The following is a 23575-nucleotide window of genomic DNA, read 5'->3' on the forward strand; positions in this document are numbered from 1 at the left end:
GCCCGGGAGCCCCGGTGGCGAGGGAGCTTGCTCCCGCTGGAGTGCGCAGCGCTCCCGCTTTTTTTGGGGCCGCTACGCAGCCCAGCGGGAGCAAGCTCCCTCGCCACAGCAAGCCCCCTCACCACAGCAAGCCCCCTCACCACAGCAAGCTCCTTCCTCACAGGAAAGCATCCGGCTGTTATCAGAACTTGTAGGCCTGGCGCCCAATCAGCAGCCACTTGCCTTTCTGTTTCTGCCAGACCTGGAAGTTCTCAATTTCGGTAGGCACCTCAACGCCACTGTTCACCGCCTGGGCGGAAAAGTGGTTGCGCACCAGGGCGGTGTCGCCATTCAGGGTGATGGTCTGTTTCTGCATTTCCAGGGTCTTGAAACCGCTTCTGCCGGTTTCAATGTCCGCGATAAATTCCTGCTTGTTCTGGATCTTGCCGCTGGAGTGGCCGTAGGTGAGGTTGTTCGCAGTGAGGGCCTGCAGTTGCGGGATGTCCTTGTGCAGCATGGCCTGGGTCAGGTGATCGACCGCAGCGGCTACATCCTTGTCACTCGCAGCAGGGGCGGCGGCCGCGTAGCCGCTGAACAGGCACAGAAAACCAATCAGAACCTTGACGTTTTGCATGGGTGTTTCCTTGTTGTTGTGGGGTACTGGTACGACACAGGAGAGATTTTGTAGTCGTCGTACAACCATGCCGTATTTCAGGTCGTCAAGGAAAGTGAAATTTCTCGTGGGCCCGTATATAGGCGCTATCGAATACTGTTGGTTGTCGTATCACTGATGAAATGCTCGGCAGTACTTCCAGAGCAAATGGCACATGGCTATGCTGTGGCCGGAACACCCATATCCCCAAGACCCTGGGCGATGCGGTGGATGAATGCCAGCGCCGCAACAGCCAATAAGGACAACCACACATGACACCGGATCAAAAGTACGCGGCCGCCATGGTGCGCCTGGGTTACCAACTCAACGAGTTCAAGATCGGCGGCAACTACACGCCGCTGTTAAGGGATGGCAATCACGTTTACATCAGCGGCCAGATCCCGCGGGTGGGCGACGCCATCGTGCTGCCGGGCAAGGTCGGTGAAAGCCTCAGCCTGGCCGACGCACAGCTTGCGGCGGGCGTCAGCGCGTTGCGTTGCCTGGGGCTGCTCAAGCAGGCGCTGGGCTCGCTGGATCAGGTCAAGGCGATTCTGAAGATCAATGTGTACGTGCGCAGCGCGGAGGACTTTGACCAGCAAAGCGAAGTGGCCAACGGCGCGTCCGACCTGCTGAACGAGATTCTGGGCGCGGCTGGGGCCCACACACGCACCTCGGTGGGCGTGCTGCAACTGCCCAAGGGCGCAGCGGTGGAAATCGACATGGTCGCCGTGGCACAGGGCTGACGCCGGGTGATCGCCGAGGCCTTTGCGGTACTGGTCCACTATGGGGTGTATCTGCTTCCCGGGCTGATCCTGTTTGGCCTGTGGTTTGTCCTCACGCCGAAAACAGTGCCGGGCGTGCGCATCGTTATCCTGCTGCTGGCCTGCGGGCTGGTGCGCCTGCGCTACGGCGTGGTGGCGGCGACGGCGACCCATGGCACGGCGATTGTGCTGATTGCCGTACCGATGGTGTGAGCCGCTTCAGGCTTGCATATCAACGCCGATGTGCGCCTGCAGCCAGTCCTTGTAAACCGCGATGTTGTCCGTCGACTGGTCGCCGTTTTTCGCGGTGACGGTCTTGCCGTCCAGGCGCCCGATATCGAGCAGGTACTGCAGACCGTTGGCAACGTGGGTCGCGTCGCTTTTGCTGAGGGACTGCACATCAGGCAATTCGACGGCATTGCTTTTATCGTCGAAGGTCGCCCACGACGGATTGGCTCTGGCGGTGGCAACGGTTTGCGCGGTCGAGAGCACTTGCTCCTGATAGCTGGCTTCCAGCTTGGCCTTGATCTCGGGTGTGGCGTTGATGACCTCAATCCTCCCGGCCCGAAGCGTGCCGTTTTCCATGGACTGAGTCAGGCTCTTCTGGGCCAGTGCGATAAGGCTGGTGCTTCCGATCATGATGCGGCTCCCTGGTTGGTAACGGGAGCGCAGCAAGAGTCAGGCCATGTGCTGCAAGCCTTGTGCTGCGGGGCGCGCGGGAACAGGAGAGTGGTCATGGGTTGCCGGATCCGGCAAGGCATTGCCTATTTCGACCGTTCATACGCCGCAGTCATCACCTGCCATGTCTGTGCATCCGCCGGAATCAAATGCTCGATGCGCAGGGACGTCACGGTGATGTCCTGCGGCATGCCGAAGGTGGTGAAGGTCGACATGAAGTTCAGCTCACCTTCCCGGGAGTGGAGGCGTGTCAGCACCAGTGGCGGCAGTTCATTGGCCAAGGCCCCGGGGCTCTGCGGGGCCGGCAGGCTGTCCAGAATCCTGGCAAGTTCCGGGTTGCCAAGCGCCTCGCGGGATGCCCGTTGCCAGGCGACGGTGCGGATTTCTTCGGCGTTGACCAGATGATCACCCAGGCCGCCAGGCTGCAGCAGGGTGACCAGTAAATTCAGCCCCTCAGCCGCCTCCGGCTTGATCCCTACCAGATCGAACAGCACCTGGGTACTGGCATTGGCGGCGAGCACTTCCCAATGGCTGCCCAGCACGATGGCCGGTGCAGGATTATTCGCGTGCAGCACATGGTTGATGGCCTCGCGAATGGCTTCCATCGACGGTGACGCGAGCGGAGTCGCCTCATAGCGTGGGGCGAAGCCGGCGGCCAGGAACACGTTGTTGCACTGCTCCAGCGGGGCCTCCAGGGCCATCAACAGATTATGCAACGTGCCCGGGCTGGGCTTGGCACGGCCGGTCTCGACACAGCTCAAATGGCGCTGGGAAACCCCGGTGATCAGCGCCAGTTCCAGCTGGCTCAATCTGGCTTGCCTACGCAGCGCGCGCAGTTGCGAGCCAGCGGTGGTGTCGGGGTTTGCGCGGGGGAACGGTGGGCTGCTCATGGGCTGACTCTGGCCGTGCGGGTCGGTGATGTCGATGACCTGTGAGGTCATTGAGAAGGGACGGACGTTATCACTAATGTGCAGCTTCCCGAACCGTTGTCTCCAAGGAGGAGAACATGCACAGACCCTGGATCGCCCTTGTCGGGTTGTTGGCGTTTGCGCTGTACACCGTGATCACGATGCTGATGGCCGAGCAGTCGCTCATGGCGTTCGGGCGTGAATTGATGGCGAGGCCGGACACTGCCCAGGTGGTGATTGACCTGTACCTGATGGCGCTGATGGCGTGCGTGTGGATGTACCGGGATGCGCGGGCCAGAGGAAAGTCACTGGCGTCGGTGCTGCCGTATTGGTTGATAACGGCGGTTTTTGTGTCCGTGGGGCCGCTGTTGTATCTCGTGGTCAACGGGTTCCGCCGCTGTTCGGGGAGCCGACGATGACGGTGTATGCCCTGTGCGTGTTGGTACTGTTCATCAAGATGTTGGCGATCTCTTGCTATCAAGGCTATTTCCGCCTCAGGCACCTTGCGTTCATCAACAGTGAGGATGCCGGCTTCTTCAAGCGGGCGGCTAATTCGCAGGAACTGCCGCAAGTCAGCCGAGGTGCCAGAGCCTGGGCGAATGACCTGGAGAATATCCCGTTGTTCTTTGTCCTGGGCGGGTTGTGCGTCGCATTGGAGGCGACCAGCGTTGCCACGACCTGGTTGTTTTGCACGTTTACCGTCGCCCGGGTGATGCATACGCTGATGTACCTGAGTGGCCGCCAGCCGTGGCGTACGGTCGCTTACTGCGTGGGAGTGGCTTGCCTGTGCGGGCTGGCCGGTCTGCTCGGCCTTAGCCTCACCGAGTAACCTGTGGCGAGGGAGCTTGCTCCCGCTGGAGTGCGCAGCGCTCCCGGAATTTTGGGGCCGCTACGCAGCCCAGCGGGAGCAAGCTCCCTCGCCACAGTGTTCTGCGTTGTTATTTAGATCGTGGACAACGCCTGCGCCAGATCCGCCCGCAGATCCTCCACATCCTCAACCCCCACCGACAATCGCACCAGCCCATCCCCAATCCCCAACTGCGCCCGGGTCGCCGCCGGAATGCTCGCGTGGGTCATGATTGCCGGGTGTTCGATCAAGCTTTCCACACCGCCCAAACTCTCCGCCAACGCAAAAATCTTCACGTTTTCCAGGAAGCGTGTCGCCCCCGCCAGGTCGCTTTTCAGGTCCACCGAAATCATCCCGCCAAACCCGCGCATCTGCCGGCGGGCCAGTTCATGTTGCGGGTGCGAGGCCAGCCCCGGGTAGTAAACCCGCGCCACCTGCGGCTGTTGCTCCAGCCACGTCGCCAGTTCCAGTGCGTTGCTGCAATGGCGCTCCATGCGCAGCGCCAGGGTCTTCACCCCGCGCAGGGTCAGGAAGGCGTCGAACGGCCCGGCAATCGCACCGACGGAGTTTTGCAGGAAGCCCAGGCGCTCGGCCAACTGGGGATTCTGGCCCACCACTGCAATGCCGCCGATCACGTCGGAGTGGCCGTTGAGGTACTTGGTGGTGGAGTGCACCACGATGTCGAATCCCAGCTCCAGCGGGCGCTGGATCCATGGGCTGGCGAAGGTGTTGTCGGCCACGCAGATGATGCCGCGCGCCCGGCAGATGCGTGAGATGGCGGCGAGGTCGGTCAGGCTCAGCAGCGGGTTGCTTGGGGTTTCGACCCAGACCATCCGCGTGTCGTCCTGCAACGCCGCTTCGAAGGCCGATAGGTCGGTCAGGTCGACGAAGCTGAAGCGATGCCCGGCGCTGCGTTGGCGCACTTTGTCGAACAGGCGGAAGGTGCCGCCGTACAGGTCGTTGCCGGAGACCACGTGGGCGCCGGCGTCGAGCAGTTCCAGCACGGTGGAGATCGCCGCCAGCCCGGAGGCAAACGCGAAGGCCTGGGTGCCACCTTCAAGGTCGGCCACGCAGCGTTCCAGGGCAAAGCGCGTCGGGTTGTGGGAGCGCCCGTAGTCAAAGCCTTTGTGAACGCCGGGGCTGTCCTGCAGGTACGTGGAGTTGGCGTAGATCGGCGGCATCAGCGCCCCGGTGGTCGGGTCCGGGGATTGCCCGGCATGGATCACGCGGGTGGCGAAGGCGCTTTTATCGTGCTGGGTCATGCAAGGGATCTCCGTAAGTGATTAAGCAGGTCGACGCGGGTGATCAGGCCGTGAAAGCCCGACGCGTCGGCAATGATTGCGACCAATCCGCGATCCAGCTCGGCCTGCAATTGCGCAAGGCTGGCGCTGGGCGCAAGGGTGTGAAGGGCGTTGGTCATGGCGCTGGCCACGGTCATGGAGAAATGCGCGGCGTCCTGATGCAGGCCGAGCAACACGTCCGATTCGTCGAGCACCCCCACCAGTTGCTGGCCGTCCACCAGTACCGGCAGTTGCGAGACGTCCGCCAGGCGCATGCGCTGGAAGGCGGTGAGCAGGCTGTCGTCTGGGCCGACGCTGATCACGCGGCCGTCCTCGAACCGCCGGGCGATCAGGTCGCGCAGGTCACCGTAGTGTTTGTATTGCAGCAGGCCGGCGTCGTTCATCCATTGGTCGTTGTAGACCTTCGACAAGTAGCGCGTGCCGGTGTCGCAAACGAAGGTCACGACGCGCTTGGGTTCGGTCTGCTCGCGGCAATAGCGCAGGGCGGCGGCGAGGAGGGTGCCAGTGGAGGAACCGCCGAGAATGCCTTCGGCCCGCAGCAGTTGGCGGGCGTGGTCGAAGCTTTCTTCGTCGCTGATGGAATAGGCGTGGCGCACGCTGGAGAGGTCGGCGATCGAGGGGATGAAATCTTCGCCGATGCCTTCCACCGCCCACGATCCGGGTTCGGTCATGGTGCCGCTGCGGCTGTATTCCGCCATCACCGACCCCACGGGGTCGGCCAGCACCATGGCCAGGTCGGGTTGCACGCGCTTGAAGAAACGGGTCAGGCCGGTAAGGGTGCCGGCCGAGCCGACGCCGACCACGATGGCGTCCAGGTCATGTTGGGTCTGGGCCCAGATTTCCGGCGCGGTGCTGGTTTCGTGGGCCAGGGGATTGGCCGGGTTGTTGAACTGGTCGGCGAAGAAGGAATCGGGAATGTCCTTGGCCAGCCGGGCGGCGACGTCCTGGTAATACTCGGGGTGGCCCTTGCCGACATCGGAGCGGGTGATGTGCACCTCGGCGCCCATGGCTTTCAGGTGCAAGACCTTTTCGGTGGACATCTTGTCCGGCACCACCAGCACCACCCGATACCCTTTGGCGCGGCCTACCAGCGCCAGGCCGAGGCCGGTATTGCCGGCGGTGGCTTCGATGATGGTGCCACCGGGGCGCAGGCGGCCGTCGCGTTCGGCGGCGTCGATCATGGCGAGGCCGATGCGGTCCTTGATGGAGCCGCCGGGATTCTGGGATTCAAGCTTGAGGAACAGCGTGCACGGGCCGGTATCGAAACGGCTGACCCGCACCAGCGGGGTATTGCCGATCAGTTCGAGCACGGCGGGGCGAGAAGCGGTGGGCATGTCGTCACCTGGCTACGGAAGGGGCGTATGGGATGGACAGCAGCTTTTGCAGCATGGTTTCGAACATAGGCCGGTATCGAGCCGCTCGCAACCGTGCGGCCGCCTGAATGTCTTTTTTTGGCGCATTGCTGCTTCATCACGGAGCACGGTTGAGGGCGGCCAAACCGCCTTTTTTGCCGAGGCCACGTGTTCATTGGCTTGCAGCGAATTGGCCCAGCGCTTGCTAAAAGAAATCCAAACTTGGATACAAGATGGAATCCCCAATGCGCAACGAACAACTCGGCTGGACCCTGGGTGAATGGCAGGCCGCTTACCGCAGCCAGGCGCTGACCCCCGATATTCTGTTGACCCTGGCAAGCACCTTTCCCGACCAGGACACCGCCTGGATCAGCCGGGTGCAGCCGCAGCAGTTGAGTGCACAGTTGGCGCAACTGGCCGAGCGGCTTGCGGCGGTCGACGGCGATATCGACAAGCTGCCGCTGTATGGCGTGCCGTTCGCCATCAAGGACAACATCGACGCAGCGGGTTGGGAGACCACGGCTGCGTGCCCTGAATTTGCCTACACCGCGCAGACCGATGCGTCGGTGGTGGCCCGGCTGCGGGCGGCGGGGGCGATCCTGATGGGCAAGACCAATCTTGATCAGTTCGCCACGGGGCTGGTGGGCACCCGCTCGCCCTACGGTGCAGTCGGCAACAGCTTCAACCCGGACTATGTCAGCGGTGGCTCCAGCTCGGGTTCGGCCTCGGTGGTTGCCCGTGGCCTGGTGGCGTTCTCCCTGGGCACCGACACCGCAGGTTCCGGGCGGGTACCGGCGGGCTTCAACAATATTGTCGGGTTGAAGCCGACCAAGGGCCGCCTGTCCAACACAGGGTTGGTGCCGGCCTGTCGCACGGTGGACTGCATTTCGGTGTTTGCATTGACCGTCGAAGATGCCGAACGGGTTGCCGGTGTGGCCGCGGCGTACGACGCCAGCGATGCGTATTCCCGCGTCAATCCCAACACCGCGCCGGTCGCGGTTGGCGCCACGATCAAGCTGGCGGTGCCGGCCGACCTGGAATTTTTTGGCGACGCGCAGAACCAGGCGGTGTTTGAACAGGCGCTGCTCAGGTTCAAGGCCCTCGGCGCCGACATCACCCCAGTGGATTTCAGCCCGTTTCAGCAGCTCGCCGAGCAACTGTATTTCGGTTCCTGGGTGGCGGAGCGCACGGTCGCGCTGGAAGGCATGCTCGCCAGCCGCCCCGCAGCGATCAACCCGGTGGTGCGCGGCATCGTTGAAAACGGCTTCAAGTACAGCGCCTGCGATGCCTATAAGGCCGAATACCTGCGGGCCGAACTGAGCCGGCGTATCAACGACACCCTCATCGGTTTCGACGCCTTGCTGGTGCCGACCTCGCCGACGATTCGTACCCTGGCGGAAATGGCCGTGGAGCCGGTGCTCTACAACTCGCAGTTTGGCTTCTACACCAACTTCACCAACCTGGCGGACCTTTCGGCGCTGGCCGTTCCCGCCGGGCTGCGCAGCGATGGCCTGCCATGCGGCATCACCCTGATCGCGCCTGCCTGGCATGACGCGGCGCTGACCCATCTGGGCAAACGCTGGCAGACCGGCCTCGACCTGCCGTTGGGGGCTACCGAACGCTATCTGCCGCCACCCGCAGTTGCACGACAGGCGCCCGGCAGTGTGCGGGTGGCAGTGGTGGGCGCGCACCTCACCGGGATGCCGCTGAACTTCCAGTTGACCAGCCGCAATGCAGTGCTGGTGGAACAAACCCTGACAGCAAGCCAGTACCGCCTGCATGCGCTGCAGGGCACCGTGCCGCCCAAGCCCGGGTTGGTCAAGGATGACTCGGGCGGCTCGATCATCGTTGAGTTGTGGGACATGCCTGTCGCGCGCTTTGGCGAGTTTGTCGCCGAGATTCCGGCCCCGCTGGGCATCGGCAATTTGACCCTGGCTGACGGGCGCAGCGTGAAGGGGTTTATCTGCGAACCCTGGGCCCTGGCAGGCGCCACCGACATCACCGAGTTCGGCGGCTGGCGCGCCTACATGGCGAGCAGGGCGTAGGCATGCAGCTCTCGACTACGAGCACCTCCAGCGAGCGGCCGGACAGCCTGGCGGAGCAGGTCTACCAGCGGTTGAAGGCTGACATCTTCGACTTTCGCCTGCTGCCGGGTGATCGCTTCAGCGAAGGCGACATAGCCGAGCGCATGCAGGCCAGCCGCACGCCGGTGCGCCAGGCGCTTTACCGACTGCAGCGGGAAGGGTACCTGGAGGTGTTTTTCCGGAGTGGCTGGCAGGTGCGTCCGTTCGACTTCAACTACTTCGAAGAGCTGTACGACGTTCGGATCGTGCTTGAGTTAGCCGCCGTCAGCCGCTTGTGTGGCCTGGCGCAGCAGGGGCTTGAACCGCTTGAGGCGATTTGGCGGGTGGACGAAAGTGCACGGCTGGATGACGCCCAGGTCGTCTCGGCACTGGATGAGGCGTTTCACTGCGGGCTGGTACAGGCCACGGGCAACGCCGAAATGGCGCGGATGCATTACGAGATCACCGAGAAAATCCGCATTATTCGGCGGCTGGATTTCACCCGGCAATCGCGTATTGCCGCGACGTATGAGGAGCACGGGTTGATCCTCGGGGCGATCCTGCAGCGGCAAAGCGATCAGGCGCAGCAACTGCTCAAGGCCCATATTGAGGTGAGCAAGCAGGAGGTGCGCAAGATCACATTGCACCGGTTGGCGGTGGCAAGGGGATAAGCCCTTCACACTGAAAAGTTGGCTGGCCCCAATCCCTGTGGCGAGGGAGCTTGCTCCCGCTGGGCTGCGCAGCAGCCCCAATCCAGACACCTCTTTTCACCCGATAAAATGAGGTGTCCGGTTTTGGGGGCGCTTCGCACCCCAGCGGGAGCAAGCTCCCTCGCCACAGGTTATTCCAGCGTGGCCAAGACTTGCTGCAATTGATTCACCACTGTCTCACTCGCCCCCAGCATCGGCGCGCGCAACTCACTGCCAATCAACCCCTCCATTGCCAGCGCGGCCTTCACCAGCGCGGGGTTGGGTTCCACGAACATCGTGTGAATCAACGGCAGCAGCTCGAAAAACGTCTGACGAGCCGCCATCAATTGGTTATCACGAACCTGTCGATGCAGCCTCACAAACGCCTCGGTACGCACATGCGCCGACGCGGCAATCGCGCCGGTCGCTCCCAGGCACAACGCGTTGAATATCTGCACGTCCTCGCCACACAACACATCGACCTTCCCGCTGGCCAACAGCGCCAGGGTGTTGGCCAGGTTGCCGCCGCAATCCTTGATCGCGACGATTCGCTCATGGGCAACAATGTTCAGCAGCGTCGCCTGTTCGAACGCAATGCCGGTGCGGTAGGGAATGTCATACAGGATAATCGGCACACTGGACGCATCGGCCACGCTGCGGAAGAACGCCTCAAGGCCAGCCTGGGACGGGCGGATGTAGCTCGGCGGCGGCACCAGTAAACCGGCCACCGGGCGCTTTAGAATCTGGGCCTGGAACTGCAACAGCTCAATCTGGTTATACCCCGCCAGGCCCATCACCACGTGCTGCGGCGGCACCAGCTCCAGTACGGCATCCAGCACCGCCAGTTGCTCCTGGCGACTCAGCGAGGCAGCTTCGCCGGTGGTGGTGCAGACCATGATCCCGGCCACGCCCTTTTCCAGCAGATGGCAGACCAGGCGGCGCAAGCCGATGAAGTCGATGGCGCCGTTATGAAACGGTGTGACGACGGGAACCCAGATACCTTGAAACGATGACATGCGCTTTCTCCTGATGGTTGACCGATTTCGTCACCGTCAGAAGGGCAGAGGGAGGTAAGCAAGAGGAGGGGGCCTTCGCGCTCAATGTCCTGTCAGCTCATCTGACGGGACAGCGCGCCCCGGTCACATGAGCGACTGTTTCTTCGATTTGAGGGCGTGCGCAACGCAACCTTGCGCCTTGGCAATCAAGCCAATGACGGAAAAGTTGAAGGTCGTTGCAGACATTGAGGACACACCCTGAAGAAGACGCTCATCTTTATGGATTATTACAGGGTGTGTCAACTCGCAGAGATCAGTCGCGCTTCAGCCAGTGGCGCACAAAACGCAGCACTTCCGCCGAGAGTTCCGCATCCTCCGGTGTTCCCATGAAACCGCCGTGGGGCATGGCTTCAAAAATGTGCAGCTCCACCGGGACGTCGGCCCGTCGCAGCGCCCGATGCAGGCGCACGGCATTGGACAGGAACAGGTCCCGGGTGCCGCTTTGCACGAATGTCGGCGGGAAGCCCTGCGTGAAATCCCCGAACAGCGGCGAGAGGTACGGGTGAGCCAAATCGGCGCCGGCGGCGTACAGCAGGTTGACGCTCATCAGCGGGTTGGGCAGCACCAGGTCGACGGTGCGGTTGACCTGGAAGCTGTCGCCCGATTCGGTCAGGTCCACTTCGGGCGACAGCAACACCAGCGCCGCCGGCAACGGCAAGCCTTCGTCGCGGGCTCGCAGCACGGTGGCAGCGGCCAGGTTGCCGCCCGCTGATCGGCCGCCGATCACGATCTTGTCCGAGGTGTGATGGGCGAGCACGTTCCGGTAGGTGGCCATGCAGTCATCGAGTGCTGCCGGATACGGATGGTCCGGTGGCATGCGGTAGTCCACGCCGTAGCAGGTCACGCCGTGCAGGTCGGCGTGTTTGCCGGCAGCGAGACGGGCGTTTTCGCCGCCGCCGAACACCAGCGCACCGCCGTGCAGGTCGATGTAGGCGAACTCGGCCCCGTCGGCTGGCGTGGCCCGGTACACCGTGGCGCTTTCCAGCGTGAGCGTCTCTATACGGGCTCGCAGGTTCGCGGCCTGCCCCGCCTGTGACGCAGCGTACTGCTGGGCGACAGCGGCCTGCATGCGGCGCCAGCCGTCGTGGTCGTCGGCGGCGGGGAGGGTGTACAGGCTGTTCAACGGCACGCCATCTTCATTCACCAGGCGCTGTAACGCCGCCTGGGCTTCGGGGCTGATGGACTGGGGAACCGGGATGATTCGGAGGTCGATTTTTACGCCGTTACTCATGATCTGCACCGTTGGGGAAGGCGGGAGGCGCGCCGATACGCGAGCACATTTTTGTCGTTACCGGTACTACACTGCAAGTCCAAACCTCCCTTCAGGGGAATCGTCATGATGAGCAAAAACACGATTTGCCTTTGGTACGACGGCGATGCACTGGATGCGGCGAACTTCTACGCCAGGACCTTCCCGAACAGTGCCGTAACGGCAGTTCATCACGCCCCCGGGGATTATCCGGCGGGCAAGCAGGGCGACGTTTTGACCGTGGAATTCACGGTGATGGGCATCCCGTGTCTCGGGCTGAACGGCGGCTCTGGTGTGAAGCACAACGAGGCGTTTTCGTTCCAGGTGGCCACCGACGACCAGGCGGAAACCGACCGCTTGTGGCACGCGATTGTCAGCCATGGCGGCCAGGAAAACGTCTGCGGCTGGTGCCAGGACAAATGGGGCATCTCGTGGCAGATCACCCCGAGGGTGTTGTCGGCGGCGATCACCAACCCCGACCGGGCAGCCGCCAAGCGGGCGTTTGATGCCATGATGGGGATGACCAGGATCGATATAGCAGTGATTGAAGCGACGCAGTGACTCGGCCGACTGAATCAATCGGTCGGCAGTGCATGGGCGCCCACTGCCGTGTGGTCAACCAGACGAACACTGTTGCGTCCGCCACGCTTGGATTCATACAGCGCCGCATCGCCTTGCTCAATCAACGCCGCCAGGCTCGCGGGCGGCGTGTCGAACAGGCAGGCGCCGATGCTCAGGGTCACCGCTTCGGGCGTGACGAATGCTTGGGAGGCGGCGTGGTGAAACTGTTCACGCAGGGCGCTGCCCAGCGCGACGATCCGCTCGCTCGAGGTGTTGTTCAGCAGGATCACAAACTCGTCACCGCCCAGCCTCGCCGCCAGCGCATCATCGGGCAATTGGGCACGGATCATCTCGCTCAGCGCCACCAGCAGCCGATCGCCTGCGGTATGGCCGTACAGGTCGTTAATCAGTTTGAAGTTGTCGATGTCGATCACCAGCAGCGCGCCTGGCCGGGCGTACGAAACCTCGTTCAGAAGGCTCGGTGCCCGCAGCTCCAGGGCGCGGCGATTGTACAAGGCCGTCAAGGGATCGCGGGCGGCCAGCCGTGCGATTTGCTCTTCACGCCGGTAGCGCTCGGTGCCGGTCATCGACAGTGCAATCAGCATGATCGCCATCGCACCCTCCACCAGCGACACCTGAATGATTTCGCCACGAAACGCCGTCAGGTCGATCAGCGTACCCGGCACGACCGCCGACAGCGCCTTGGCCAGATAAAACAGCCCGTGGGCCAGCAGCACATAACGCAGTTGTACCGCGCCCACACTGAGCGAGCGGCCATGGGGGCGCAGCAGGAAACTTGCGCGCAAGGTCGGCAGCGCGACCAGCAGTGAATTGGCCAGCAGCATGGCTTTGGACCACGACTGTCCTTCCGGCAACAGCAGCATGGCAAACCAGGCGACGAAGATCAGGTACCAGCCGCGAGACAGCCGCACCTGAGTGAAACGCGCGACGCCCAGCAGGAAAAACCAGTGCGCGGTGATCAGCAGCCCGTTGGCGAACCAGATGCCAATCAACAGCAGACCGCTGGCTCGCAGCAAGGCCAAGGTACTGCCCACGCTGATGATGGCGAAACCAGCGGTCCAGTACAGCAGCGAAGGCTCGCGGACATTGCGCCACTCGACCGCCAGGTACAGCGCGGCGGCGCCTGCGAGGGCGATGGTGAGGACCAGAATGGTAATGGGGTCGAGCGCCATGGATGGACTGGCCTGCCTGAGTTGCGGTGAGACGGCGATTGTAAGCGTTCGGGTGGCTTTTTCGCAGCGCTCACCGCTGGCTGTATTGATCAACTTTCGCGTTTTTTAAAGGCTCGTATCAACCTGCAACTCGCGGAATGGAATGATCGGCCTGGGCGGCGTCGATCCATCCAATGCCTTGCGCCAGTAGCCTACGTCATGCCACTGGCCATGCTTGAATCCCACCTCAGAGTACGTGCCGATATGCGTGAACCCCAGCGCCTCATGCAACGCTACGCTCCCGGCGTTCGGCTGGGCGATCCCGGCATAAGCGGCGTGGTAGCCCTGGCGCATAAGCAGGGGTAACAGCCGCTCGTACAGTGCCCGGCCGATTCCGATGCCGTGCGCCACCGGATCGATATACACCGTAACATCGACCGACCAGCGATAGGCTTCCCGAGCCCGATGCTGGCTGGCATAGGCGTAGCCCACGACCTGTCCATCCCGTTCGGCCACAAGGTAAGGGTAGAGATTCAGCGTGGTACTGATCCGCTGGGCCATCTCCTCGACGCTCGGCGCTTGCTGCTCGAAAGAGATCGCGGTGCGCTCCACCATCGGTGCGTAAATCGCCTGGATGGCTGGGGCATCTGCGGTGGCTGCTACTCTGATATTGCCTGCGAAGCTCATCGTTCATCCTCTTGTTCAGGCCCGGCGCGCCATCAGCAATACCGTCGCCGCCGCCGACAACAACCCGGCGCAGCAGCGATTGAAAATCCGCTTGCCCCGAGGCAGCGCAAACCAGCGGCGCATATGCAAACCCATGTAGGCGTAGGCGCTGATGGCGATCCACTCCAGCGCCAGGAACATCGCACCCAGCAGGGCGAATTGCGGGGTGATCGGCTGGCCCGGGTCGACGAATTGCGGCAGGAAGGCGGTGAAAATCAGGATCGCCTTGGGATTGCCGGCGGCCACCAGGAACTCCTGCCGCGCCAGTGCCCACAACCCCGCCCTAGCCACCGTCGATTCAACTTCCGCCTGCGGGTTGGCACGCCACAATTGATACGCCAGATAAAACAGATACGCCGCGCCCAGGATCTTGACCCCGTAGAACAACAACTCCGAGGTTTGCAGCACCACCGCCAGCCCGGCGGAGGCGAGGGCGATCATCCCGGCGAAGGCCAACAAACGCCCGATGCCCGCCAGGCAGGAAGTGCGGTAGCCGTAGCGGGTGGAATTGCTCACGGAAAGCAAGTTGTTCGGGCCGGGCGCCATGTTCAGGGCGAAACAGGCGGGGAGGAACAGGGTGAGAGTGGCGACGTCCATGTGGGCTCCGGCGGGCGGTGGCAGGTAAGATCACGAGGATAAGGGGTTTAAGGGGGCAGCACAATTTGAGGTGCCGGATTGCATCACGTAACCTTGCGCACCCATGGATCCGTCCTCATGAGCATGGAGTTGGCAATGCAAGGAACAGCGTTCCAGATAGTCCGAATAGATCAAATCCACGAAATAGTCTCGCCCACCGTGGAGTCCCTGTTGCAGCCGCTGGGTTTCGAGGTTCAAGGCCCGTTGACTTGGATTCGCAGCGCTGATGCCCCCATTCGCCAGGTCTTTCGCCTTGCGCAGTGGAAAGGCGGCAAGCTGGCACCGTCATGGGGGCTGTCGTTGGATTTTGTCCCGCACCTCTCCGGAAATGACTTCAAATGGCACAGAACGCCCAAGTCAGCGCGACCTGACCTGATATTCGATGTGCGAGATCGTGCGTTTGATATTTCCTACAGTTATGGACCTGAAACCATAGCGAGGTGTGCACCCGATATCCTCAGGGCGGCCATTGCAGATGCTGAGTCGTTCTGGAACGCGGCTCGTTCGATAGCCAACTTGCCTGGCGCCTTCGAGCGGGTCAGGCAGCATCTGTCGAAAGGGGGGCTGGGTTTCTACAACTACACACAGCACCCTCTTGCATATGCCTTTGTGTTGGCCATGAATGGCAAGCCTGATGCCGCGGAGGAGGAGTTTCAACGCTATTCACTGCGCCTTTCAGCGACCGCCCAAAAGAAGCTTCGCCAGTTATTCATTGATGCTGGCGGTTACCCTGGTTAGATATAAGCCCGCAAGGTCGCGCTGCTTTCGACTCGTGCCGGAATTAAAATAAATAGAGTGTGCAAGAAGTGAAAGAGTCCCCATTTAGCAGCAAGTTTAAAAAAGCAATGGCTTTGATGATTGTACTTTTGTTGCTTGGGCTATGTTTTTTTATATGTCCAAGGGGGCTCGCATTGCGAGACAAACAGTTTTAATGCCGTGGATTCCAGAGTTGGGTACCTATATAGCGTTCGCCTCTCTTGTTGGACTCGTGTTTGCGGGCAGAACATTCTACTCTCGCCCTGAGGGGAAAAGCCTGAAACGTCTCGCAGAGTCTTTCTTTGGTGGCTTTTGCCTTAGTTTTGTTCTTTCTCTGAATGTGTATCAAGTCTGTGTTTACCTATTGCCTGGTGACCTTGTTCAGTATGAAGCGGCGTATGAGTTGAGATTTCCAGGCCCTTCCCTTGGAAGGACTAACCGTTGTGAGGCAGGTTTGGGATTTAAGGATCTAAACACCAATCGCTGGATTGTGCTGTGCACTGATAATCTGGAATTGTCGGAACGAAGGAAAAGAGGCATGAATGCCCTGTGGGTGACTGCTCACTCAAACAAACTGGGCTCTTATATCGTAAGGTATGAATTTATCTATAAATAAACTAACCCCGCTTGGCCCGTTGCTGAGTTGAAGCAGCCATACCCTGGCCCTGGTGTTGAACGGTTGCTCGAATGTTCCGGTCCCCCCCCTCCATCGCACTGAGAGGTTCCATTACGCGTTCGCCACCATCTGCTCGAACTGCAGGGTCAGCTTTTCAAACCGCAACGCATCACAGGCCGGGCAGAGGAAAGGCATTCGTCGTCCGGTGAACATCGACGTGTGGCCATCGCACTGCTTGCAGCGCAGATGTGTCGTGATAGACGCCGTAAGAGGCTCTACAAGTTGAGGGTTTAACCGACTTGCAAGAAAAGCCACCTGCGCCCGATCAAACTGATTGGTCAGGCTCAAATGGCGCAAGTGCGAGCAACGAGCCAGGCTGGTGATATCGTCGAGTTCAAACTTTACAAACGCCAACGAGAGGCTGGTGAGTGTGGGTAGGCGGGATACCGGTTCGATTGAGCTGAGGTGCAGAGGTGACGACCCGCCACCCAGGTTACCCATCAAGCGCAGTTCGCTCAGCTCACCCAGCGCCTCGATGCCGTCGAGTCGACGCAGTTTCGGGAAGTCTCCCACTGACAGATCGGTCAACGCATTCAGGTTGAAAACAGGGTCCAGCACTTCGATCCTTGTCGCCCGCTCAAGCTTCAATTTGCGTGTGTGGGTCAAGGTATCGAGTCCCTCGAGCGAGGAGAGCTTGAGGTTGTAGAGGCGCAGCTCCGTGGCGGTGCACCGGGACAGCACCGTTGGCCATACCTTTGCTGAAACGTTCCGAAGGTCAAGCTCATCGTTTTCAGCGAGTTGCTGTTCGGGGAACGGTTGATCCAGGCAAACAATCATAGTGCTCCTTCTATGCAGTTTGGTCCGTGAACGAGAAACTCCTCAATCTCCCGACTACCCCGCAAGTGCACCACCGGAATCTGCGGCCCTACCGCCAGGCGCACCGCCTCGATTCCCGGCCGGTAGCTGCGATCAAACGTCCACACAAACTTCAGGAAGGTCAGGAACGCCCGGTCGATTCTATCGGTACAGCCTGCCGCCATGTCCGGGCGCGGGCGTTTCAGTGCACTGCGCAGGATCACCCGGGTAAAGCAGGTGAGCCGAGGCGTATCGAGCCAGATGATCAGGTCGGCACGGGGCAGGCGCAGGTCGAAGGTACGCCGGGCGTAGTTGCCTTCGCACACCCAGGTATCCGTTGCGACCGCTTCACGCACCCTCGTGCGGAACTGCTCGGCGTCGGGCTCGACCCAGCCGGGGGACCAGAACAGGCGGTCCAGGTGCACCACGGGCAGGCCCAGGCGTTCGCCGAGAGTGCGGGCGAGGGTGGATTTTCCGCTGCCGGCATTGCCGAGAATCACGATGCGTTGCATGAGGACGTCCTGTCGCGGAAAAGCCGGCAATTGTGCAGCTTTTAAATGACCGGTTAAAGACTTATGAGGTAGGTTTATTGCCCGGAACGGACCCTGTCGATCAAGGAAGTGCTTTATATGCAAACCGCCTTTTCCCAAATCAGCGAACGGCTGAACAATCGCCGATTTATCGTGGCGGGCAACACCCATGGGCTGTCGGGTACGGGCACTGTGTTTGAGTACCACGTCGATGCAAATGCCATCTGGGGCACGTACCAGGGCGGCCGGATCCGCATGGGTAATCAAGTCGGGCGCGCCACCGGCACGGACACCATCGAGTTGCTGTATCAGTGCCTGACCACCGAGGGCGAGATTCTGGCCGGATGGTCACGGGGCACGGTAGGCGTGGATGACGCCGGACGTACCACGTTGGCCTTCGTGTGGGGCTGGTTGTCGGGTGCGGAGGGCGGCGGGGAGTCGAGCTATGTTGAACTGAGCAGCCATACGGTTTAACGCTTACTTGAACCGCTCAACCAGGTAATCGACAAAGCAACGCACCCGCGCCGGCGTGTGGGTGCCACCGAGGAACACGGCATGAATCTCTTCCCCGTCGCCGGGGTTGAAGGCCTCCAGCAGTGGCACCAGTCGGCCCGCCTTGATCGCGTCTTCAACGGTCTCGGCGCAGACCCGCGCGATGCCGATGCCTTCGGCCGCCAACTGGCCCTGGGTGTCGCCGTTATTGGTTTCCACATGACCCTTTATCGGCAGTGAGTAGTCGTGGCCATCCTTGCGAAACGGCCAGGTGGGCGCGGCGCGTTTGAAGTTGAACCCGATGCAGTCGTGATTCAGCAGGTCTTCCGGCACCTGCGGTGTACCGCGCCGCGCGAGGTAGCCAGGTGAGGCGATGATGACCTTGTGGGTAGCGCCGAGCCGGCGGGAGGTCAGGGCGCTGTCGGGCAACGGGCCCAATCGCACCGCGACGTCGGCCTGGCCGGCGGCGATGTCGACCACGGTGTCGGTCAGGTTGATGTCCACCAGGATATCCGGGTAGCGCTGGATGAACTCGGCCAACAGCGGGATCACGAAGGTCCTGCCATACAGCAGCGAACTGCTCACACGCAGGCGACCACGGGGTGAACTCTGGTCGGTTATCTGCTGCTCGGTTTCCCGCAGGTCGACGAGGATGCGCCGGGCGCACGACAGGTAGGCCGCGCCCTCCGGGGTCACGGTCAGTGACCGCGTGGTTCGCAGCAAAAGGCGCACGCCAAGGCGCGCTTCCATGCGGTCGAGCACCCGGGCAATGGAGGACGGCGCAAGGTTCAGGCGACGCGCCGCCGCCGAGAAGCTCGCAGTCTCGGCCACCAGGGTGAAGATTTCCAGTTCGTCCGTTATGTCCACGGGACACTCACTTATGCGTTTGGCGCAAAGGCCTTGAGCGGTGTAATGGGGTTCACATCCGGTTTTATGGCGTCCAGTATTGCGTAAAGCAATGTAATACGGAAACTCACCGGAGAATCCCATGATCTTGCCTTACACCATCAACATCCCCGATGACCGCCTTGCTGCGATCCGCGACAAAGTCGCCACCTACGACTGGACCCAACTTCCCGATTTGGGCGGGTGGCACTCGGGCGTGGGCGTCACTGACCTCAAGCGCCTGGCGCGTTACTGGCTGGACGCCTACGACTGGCGCAAGGTGGAAAAACACCTTAACCAACTGCCCAACTTCATCACCGAGATCGAGGGCGAGCACCTGCATTTCGTCCACGTACGGGGCGACGGTTCCAAGCCGCCGGTGTTGCTGCTGCACGGCTGGCCAGGGTCGTACCTTGAGTTTGAGGCACTGCTTGAACCGCTGGCGGCTGACGGACACGATGTGATCGTGCCATCGCTGCCGGGCTTTGCGTTCTCCAAGCCGATCACCGGGGTGATTGGCCCGCGTCGGGCTGCCGAGCTGATGCACGGGCTGATGGCTCGGTTGTTCGGGCAAACCCGTTTCATCGTCCAGGGCGGCGACTGGGGCTCCGGTATTGCGGGCTGGATGGCCCATGATCGGCCTGACGGATTACTCGGGATTCACCTGAACATGGCCGACCTGGTGGCCCAGGGCACTGTCGCTACCACGCCGCAAGAGAAAGAATTTGTGGCCCGGCGCGACGTGCTGATCGACTGGGAGACCGGCTACAACCACCTGCAGGAAACCCGCCCACAGACGTTAGGTGTTGCGCTGGCCGACAGCCCGGTAGGGGCCGCCGGCTGGATTCTGGAAAAAATCGGCACCTGGGCCGACCTGCCCAAGACCACCGACGGCAGTCCGGACCTCTGGAGCCGGTTTACCGAAGAGCAAGTGCTGACCAACATCATGCTGTATCTCGCACCGTCTTCCATGGTCACCGCAACCTGGATGTATCACGGCAAACGCCTGGAGGGCTCGTCGAAGTTTCCGGCCGGCACCCGCATCCAGGTGCCGACCGGGTTCGCCGCCTTTCGCGACCCGGTGTTCGTGCCGCCGCCGCGCTCATTGGTCGAGAAAACCTTCAACATCGTGCACTGGAGCGAAATGCCTGCCGGCGGTCACTTTGCGGCCTGGGAGCAGCCGGCGTTGATGCTGGCGGATTTTAGAGCCTTTATCGCTACTGTTTCGGCTTGAGCATCAGGTCCAGGTTTTGCACGGCAGCCCCTGCGGCGCCTTTGCCGAGGTTGTCGAAGACCGCTGCCAGCAAGACCTGGCCCGTCTCGTGGTTTTCACGCACGATCAAACGCAAGTCATCCGTGCCGTTCAGCGCTTGAGGGTCCAGGCAGGTCAGCTCGTTGGCGGCCTGCATCGACAGCACCTCGACGTGATTGGCGTCGCGGTAATGCTGCGTCAGGCAGTCATGCAACAGCACCCCATCCACCCCCGGTGCCAACAGCCGCCGTTGCAGCGGGATGGTCAGTACGATGCCCTGGCGGAACGCCCCGTAGGACGGCACAAACACGGGACGCTCCGTCAGCCCGCTTTGCCGTTGAATCTCCGGGACATGCTTGTGCGCCAACCCCAGGCCATAGACCAGGAAGGCGGGCGCCTGTGAGGCGTCGGGGCCCTCATGCTCCTGCACCCCGGCGCGGCCCTTGCCGGAATAGCCCGACACGGCATGAATCGTCGCCGGGTAATCCTTTGGCAGCAGCCCGGCTTCAAGCAAGGGGCGCAACAGCCCGATCGCACCGGTGGGATAGCAACCGGGGTTGCTGACGCGCTGCGCCGTGGCGATGCGGTGAGCCTGTTGCGGGTTCATCTCGGCAAAACCGTAGGTCCAGTCGGGATGAGTACGGTGCGCGGAACTCGCGTCGATCACCCGCACGGCAGGGTTTTCGATGCTTGCCACCGCATCCCGCGCGGCGTCATCGGGCAAGCACAGGATCGCGATGTCACAGGCGTTGATCATCTCGGCGCGATGCTGCGGGTCTTTGCGGTGTTCGGGGCTGAGGGTGACCAGTTGCAGGTCGGTGCGGTCCCGCAGGCGTTGATGGATCTGCAACCCGGTGGTGCCCTGGTCGCCGTCGATAAATACAAGAGGAGTTGCCATGGAATGCGCTCGGTAGGAAATCAGATGTCCCAATCTTCAATGAGCGGCTAGGATAGGAAAAGTTGAATTTCATAACGATGATATTCAGGTTTTCTGAATGAGGATCGACCCATGCGCGAAATCAGCCTTGACCGCCTGCGCACGTTGGTGGCGATTGCCGACCTCGGTTCCTTCGCCGAAGCGGCGCGCATGTTGAACCTGGCGCCCCCTACGGTCAGCTTGCACATTGCCGACCTGGAAGCCCGGGTAGGCGGGCAGTTATTGTCGCGTACCCGTGGGCGCGTGCAGCCTTCGGCGATTGGCGAAACCCTGGTGGAGCGCGCGCGTCGATTGTTGGCGGATGCGGAACAGGCGCTGGAGGACGTGGAGCGCCAGGTGCAGGGCCTGGCCGGGCGTGTGCGTTTGGGCGCGTCCACCGGGGCCATCGCCCAGTTGCTGCCGCAAGCCCTGGAGACCTTGAGCCAGCACCATCCCGCGATCGATGTACAGGTCGCGGTGCTCACCTCCCAGGACACCTTGAAGAAGCTCGCCGAGGGTGCTTTGGAGATCGGCCTGGTGGCGCTGCCGCAGGCACCGGTGAAGGGCTTGCGCATCGAGCCCTGGCGTCGCGACCCGGTCATGGCTTTTTTACCGGCGCGCCGGGAATGCCCGGAGGTGGTAACACCCGCCTGGCTGGCTGCCCAGCCGTTAATCCTGAATGACAACACCACCCGGCTTTCGCGCCTGACCGCCGAGTGGTTTGCCAGTGAAGGATTGCAGCCCACGCCGCGCATTCAACTGAACTACAACGATGCGATCAAAAGCCTGGTGGCCGCCGGTTATGGCGCGACGTTGTTGCCCCATGAAGCGTCCACACCGTTGACCGACAGCCGGATTGTGATGCGCCCATTGCAGCCGTTGTTGTGGCGCCAGTTGGGTATCGCGCATCGTGCCGGAGACGTCGAACGGCCGACGCAGCACGTGCTGGAGGTGTTGTGGGGGTTGAGTGCGGGGTAGGGCGACGATTGTATGCCTGGGGCAAGACGGTTAGCCTTGCGCCCCGATGTCATCAGCCATTTCAAGCAAGGAAGCGCGTGTGAAGGTTTTTCAAGGAGTGATCGGGCTATCGCTATTGAGCTTGCTGTTCGGCTGCAGCACTGGGCCGGTGCAAACGCTGAAGTTCAATGTGCCCCACGGCTTTTACGGCACCTACCTCAAGCAGAAGGTCGGGAATCACGGGCAGTTGACCTGCAACGTGACCACTGAAAAAAACAATCTCGGTGAGGAATGGGTGTCTTCGGTCATTCTCGGGGCGGGTGAAGATGATGCCCAGGACAATATCCTGTTTCTCTCCAGCTACCCGCTAGGTACTGACGATCAAAGGGCTTTCCAGCTGCGGCTGTTCAACAAGGCACAGCGGGTCACTGATAGCCTGGTGCTGACCACTGCCGATCACAACGGGGTCTACTCACTGCGCCTGGCTTGGGCCGACGATGGCTCCATCAGTTACCAGGTCGCCAGTGGTGGGCAATGGTCCGAAAAGAAAACCGTGACGCAACCCGGCTTTTCCGTGCGGCACGTCAGCGTGCAAGCCTCGGGTATGAAGGGCACCGCTGTCTGCGAACTGGGCGGCTGATCGTTGAGAATCTTCGCGTTCATCTTCGCCTTGCTCATCACCACTTCCGCCCAGGCCAAAGACGGTATTTCCTTTGCCGACGATCCGCTGGGTTGGTCATGCCTGAGGTTCTCCACCTTCACCTTGCTGACGTCGGAACTGACGACGCGCCCTGGCAGCTTTCTTTCGGCCAAGAATGACGCATTGGCGTTTGTAGGGTCCGACGGCGAGATTCGTGGCGCGTATTTCGAACAGGCGCTACTGAGTTTTCGCAGCACGGGCGGTAACGATGATGTCAGTGATGCGCAGTTTGCCGAGGCGGTGGCGGTGATTGAGTAAGACGGCAGCAGGCTTATGAGGACGGTGCGAGGTGCACACCCTCGGTCTGGAGTTTGGCCAGCTCGGCAGAGAGGCAGCAGCCCTCCATCCATTGCACCGCATTCCAGCCCAGTTGCCTTGCCGCGACGACGTTCGCAGGGGTGTCGTCTATCAGCAGCAATTGCTCTGGAGCGAAGCCCGAGTGAGCGGCTGCCTGTTTAAAGAAATCCAGGTCCGGCTTGCGGCTACCCAGCGCTGCCGAATAATAGATGCCGTCTACGTGCAGGGCCAGGTCAAGTCGATCCATCAGATAGGCAGCACGCAGGTGCTCCTGGTTAGTCGCCAGATAAACCTTCGTACCCGTTTTGCGCAGTTGGCTGAGAGCTTCAAGCAACGGTCGGTTTAGCCTGGCGTCACTTTCAAACCAATAGGCAATCAAGCTTTCGTGGGGCACGGACGGCGCAATTCGAGCCAGTACCGGTTTCAGTTGCTCGGCAAGCCCATGACGTCCAACGACAATATCGTTCCAGTAAGGGCCGAAAAACTCACGGTTCAACGCGACGTTACTGATGCCAAGATCCGTTTCAATATCAGACGCCCAAGGCCTGCCATCCGCAGGCCGTCCATTAACGAGTACACCGTCGACATCTACCATTATCGCGTGAATCATCGTGCCGTTCTTCCTTGTGGTGGTTGTCTGCACTGCCGGTACCGCGCTGCAATGCCATGCTTTCATACGATAGGCCTATG

The 23575-nt window shown here is 61.5% G+C and carries 27 protein-coding genes and 1 pseudogene; 13 read left to right on the forward strand and 15 right to left on the reverse strand.

The window, feature by feature from the left end; all coding sequences use genetic code 11:
* Positions 1-181: 181 nt before the first annotated feature.
* On the reverse strand, positions 182-613 hold the full coding sequence (locus JFV30_RS11200; RefSeq protein ID WP_177078681.1) for a nuclear transport factor 2 family protein: 432 nt from the start codon (positions 611-613) through the stop codon (positions 182-184).
* A gap of 290 nt (positions 614-903) precedes the next feature.
* Here JFV30_RS11200 and JFV30_RS11205 point away from each other — a divergent pair, with 290 nt between their 5' ends.
* Positions 904-1374: a RidA family protein gene (locus tag JFV30_RS11205; RefSeq protein ID WP_201123671.1), complete on the forward strand. Its 471-nt coding sequence runs from the start codon at positions 904-906 to the stop codon at positions 1372-1374.
* Positions 1375-1509: 135 nt separating this feature from the next.
* Positions 1510-1605 (forward strand): annotated as a pseudogene (locus JFV30_RS33625) (CPBP family intramembrane glutamate endopeptidase); the annotation flags it as partial.
* Between the two features lie 6 nt (positions 1606-1611).
* Here JFV30_RS33625 and JFV30_RS11215 read toward each other — a convergent pair.
* Together JFV30_RS11215 and JFV30_RS11220 are read right to left on the reverse strand one after the other, a co-directional pair.
* On the reverse strand, positions 1612-2031 hold the full coding sequence (locus JFV30_RS11215; protein WP_242487056.1) for a hypothetical protein: 420 nt from the start codon (positions 2029-2031) through the stop codon (positions 1612-1614).
* Positions 2032-2156: 125 nt separating this feature from the next.
* Positions 2157-2960, reverse strand: a complete 804-nt coding sequence (locus tag JFV30_RS11220) for an MmyB family transcriptional regulator (protein ID WP_201123675.1) — start codon at positions 2958-2960, stop codon at positions 2157-2159.
* 116 nt (positions 2961-3076) lie between these two features.
* On the opposite strand from JFV30_RS11220, the gene JFV30_RS11225 reads away from it, so the two are divergent.
* Complete coding sequence (locus tag JFV30_RS11225; protein ID WP_201123677.1) at positions 3077-3397, forward strand: DUF2834 domain-containing protein; 321 nt, start codon at positions 3077-3079, stop codon at positions 3395-3397.
* Positions 3394-3807: an MAPEG family protein gene (locus tag JFV30_RS11230; protein ID WP_201123679.1), complete on the forward strand. Its 414-nt coding sequence runs from the start codon at positions 3394-3396 to the stop codon at positions 3805-3807. Before JFV30_RS11225 ends, JFV30_RS11230 begins: the two co-directional genes overlap by 4 nt.
* 113 nt (positions 3808-3920) lie before the next feature.
* Here the strand turns inward: JFV30_RS11230 and JFV30_RS11235 are convergent, their stop codons facing one another.
* Complete coding sequence (locus tag JFV30_RS11235) at positions 3921-5087, reverse strand: cystathionine gamma-synthase (RefSeq protein ID WP_201123681.1); 1167 nt, start codon at positions 5085-5087, stop codon at positions 3921-3923.
* Positions 5084-6460 (reverse strand): pyridoxal-phosphate dependent enzyme, encoded by a 1377-nt coding sequence (locus JFV30_RS11240; protein WP_010169729.1) that lies wholly within the window; start codon positions 6458-6460, stop codon positions 5084-5086. The genes JFV30_RS11235 and JFV30_RS11240 overlap by 4 nt, the downstream gene beginning before the upstream one ends.
* Positions 6461-6723: 263 nt before the next feature.
* On the opposite strand from JFV30_RS11240, the gene atzF reads away from it, so the two are divergent.
* The gene (gene atzF, locus JFV30_RS11245; protein WP_201123683.1) at positions 6724-8523 is read left to right on the forward strand and encodes an allophanate hydrolase; all 1800 of its coding nucleotides are present in this window, start codon (positions 6724-6726) and stop codon (positions 8521-8523) included.
* Positions 8524-8525: 2 nt separating this feature from the next.
* Positions 8526-9212, forward strand: coding sequence for a GntR family transcriptional regulator (locus JFV30_RS11250; RefSeq protein WP_201123685.1), 687 nt, complete (start codon positions 8526-8528; stop codon positions 9210-9212).
* Between the two features lie 170 nt (positions 9213-9382).
* Here the strand turns inward: JFV30_RS11250 and dapA are convergent, their stop codons facing one another.
* Both dapA and JFV30_RS11260 read right to left on the reverse strand, forming a co-directional pair.
* Positions 9383-10246, reverse strand: a complete 864-nt coding sequence (gene dapA / locus JFV30_RS11255; protein WP_201123687.1) for a 4-hydroxy-tetrahydrodipicolinate synthase — start codon at positions 10244-10246, stop codon at positions 9383-9385.
* A 292-nt stretch (positions 10247-10538) separates the two neighbouring features.
* Complete coding sequence (locus tag JFV30_RS11260; RefSeq protein WP_201123689.1) at positions 10539-11516, reverse strand: alpha/beta hydrolase; 978 nt, start codon at positions 11514-11516, stop codon at positions 10539-10541.
* 105 nt (positions 11517-11621) lie between these two features.
* Here JFV30_RS11260 and JFV30_RS11265 point away from each other — a divergent pair, with 105 nt between their 5' ends.
* On the forward strand, positions 11622-12095 hold the full coding sequence (locus tag JFV30_RS11265; RefSeq protein ID WP_201123690.1) for a VOC family protein: 474 nt from the start codon (positions 11622-11624) through the stop codon (positions 12093-12095).
* A gap of 14 nt (positions 12096-12109) precedes the next feature.
* Here JFV30_RS11265 and JFV30_RS11270 read toward each other — a convergent pair whose 3' ends face one another.
* The 3 genes from JFV30_RS11270 to JFV30_RS11280 form a co-directional block, all read right to left on the reverse strand.
* Positions 12110-13288 carry a GGDEF domain-containing protein gene (locus JFV30_RS11270; protein ID WP_201123692.1) on the reverse strand — a complete coding sequence of 393 codons (1179 nt, stop codon included), beginning with the start codon at positions 13286-13288 and terminating at the stop codon, positions 12110-12112.
* Between the two features lie 105 nt (positions 13289-13393).
* Entirely contained in the window at positions 13394-13954 is a 561-nt protein-coding gene (locus JFV30_RS11275) for an arsinothricin resistance N-acetyltransferase ArsN1 family B (RefSeq protein WP_201123694.1), read from the reverse strand.
* Between the two features lie 15 nt (positions 13955-13969).
* The gene (locus tag JFV30_RS11280) at positions 13970-14590 is read right to left on the reverse strand and encodes a LysE family translocator (protein ID WP_201123697.1); all 621 of its coding nucleotides are present in this window, start codon (positions 14588-14590) and stop codon (positions 13970-13972) included.
* 117 nt (positions 14591-14707) lie between these two features.
* Between JFV30_RS11280 and JFV30_RS11285 the strand changes: the two genes are divergently transcribed.
* Complete coding sequence (locus tag JFV30_RS11285; protein WP_201123699.1) at positions 14708-15367, forward strand: hypothetical protein; 660 nt, start codon at positions 14708-14710, stop codon at positions 15365-15367.
* A gap of 745 nt (positions 15368-16112) precedes the next feature.
* Here JFV30_RS11285 and JFV30_RS11290 read toward each other — a convergent pair.
* Positions 16113-16838 (reverse strand): leucine-rich repeat domain-containing protein, encoded by a 726-nt coding sequence (locus JFV30_RS11290; protein WP_201123701.1) that lies wholly within the window; start codon positions 16836-16838, stop codon positions 16113-16115.
* Positions 16835-17368, reverse strand: a complete 534-nt coding sequence (locus tag JFV30_RS11295) for an AAA family ATPase (protein ID WP_201123703.1) — start codon at positions 17366-17368, stop codon at positions 16835-16837. Before JFV30_RS11295 ends, JFV30_RS11290 begins: the two co-directional genes overlap by 4 nt.
* Before the next feature lie 117 nt (positions 17369-17485).
* Here JFV30_RS11295 and JFV30_RS11300 point away from each other — a divergent pair, with 117 nt between their 5' ends.
* Entirely contained in the window at positions 17486-17860 is a 375-nt protein-coding gene (locus tag JFV30_RS11300) for a hypothetical protein (protein WP_010169716.1), read from the forward strand.
* 3 nt (positions 17861-17863) lie between these two features.
* On the opposite strand, the gene JFV30_RS11305 is transcribed toward JFV30_RS11300, so the two are convergent.
* On the reverse strand, positions 17864-18745 hold the full coding sequence (locus tag JFV30_RS11305; RefSeq protein ID WP_201123705.1) for a LysR family transcriptional regulator: 882 nt from the start codon (positions 18743-18745) through the stop codon (positions 17864-17866).
* Positions 18746-18866: 121 nt separating this feature from the next.
* Between JFV30_RS11305 and JFV30_RS11310 the strand changes: the two genes are divergently transcribed.
* Complete coding sequence (locus tag JFV30_RS11310) at positions 18867-19997, forward strand: epoxide hydrolase family protein (RefSeq protein ID WP_201123707.1); 1131 nt, start codon at positions 18867-18869, stop codon at positions 19995-19997.
* Here JFV30_RS11310 and argC read toward each other — a convergent pair.
* A complete protein-coding gene (argC, locus tag JFV30_RS11315) occupies positions 19981-20913 on the reverse strand; it encodes an N-acetyl-gamma-glutamyl-phosphate reductase (RefSeq protein ID WP_201123709.1) in 933 nt (310 codons plus the stop codon). The two genes, JFV30_RS11310 and argC, sit on opposite strands and share 17 nt — an antisense overlap.
* Before the next feature lie 111 nt (positions 20914-21024).
* On the opposite strand from argC, the gene JFV30_RS11320 reads away from it, so the two are divergent.
* Genes JFV30_RS11320 through JFV30_RS11330 form a run of 3 tightly spaced genes read left to right on the forward strand, consistent with a single transcriptional unit; the run spans position 21025 to position 22846 of the window.
* Positions 21025-21909, forward strand: coding sequence for a LysR family transcriptional regulator (locus JFV30_RS11320; protein WP_201123711.1), 885 nt, complete (start codon positions 21025-21027; stop codon positions 21907-21909).
* Positions 21910-21955: 46 nt separating this feature from the next.
* Positions 21956-22528: a hypothetical protein gene (locus tag JFV30_RS11325; RefSeq protein WP_242487057.1), complete on the forward strand. Its 573-nt coding sequence runs from the start codon at positions 21956-21958 to the stop codon at positions 22526-22528.
* Positions 22529-22531: 3 nt separating this feature from the next.
* A complete protein-coding gene (locus JFV30_RS11330; RefSeq protein WP_201123713.1) occupies positions 22532-22846 on the forward strand; it encodes a DUF2388 domain-containing protein in 315 nt (104 codons plus the stop codon).
* A 13-nt stretch (positions 22847-22859) separates the two neighbouring features.
* On the opposite strand, the gene JFV30_RS11335 is transcribed toward JFV30_RS11330, so the two are convergent.
* A complete protein-coding gene (locus JFV30_RS11335; RefSeq protein ID WP_242487058.1) occupies positions 22860-23561 on the reverse strand; it encodes an HAD-IA family hydrolase in 702 nt (233 codons plus the stop codon).
* Between the last annotated feature and the right edge of the window lie 14 nt (positions 23562-23575).

Origin of the sequence: Pseudomonas sp. TH32, assembly GCF_016650855.1 — a bacterium.
GTDB lineage: Bacteria > Pseudomonadota > Gammaproteobacteria > Pseudomonadales > Pseudomonadaceae > Aquipseudomonas.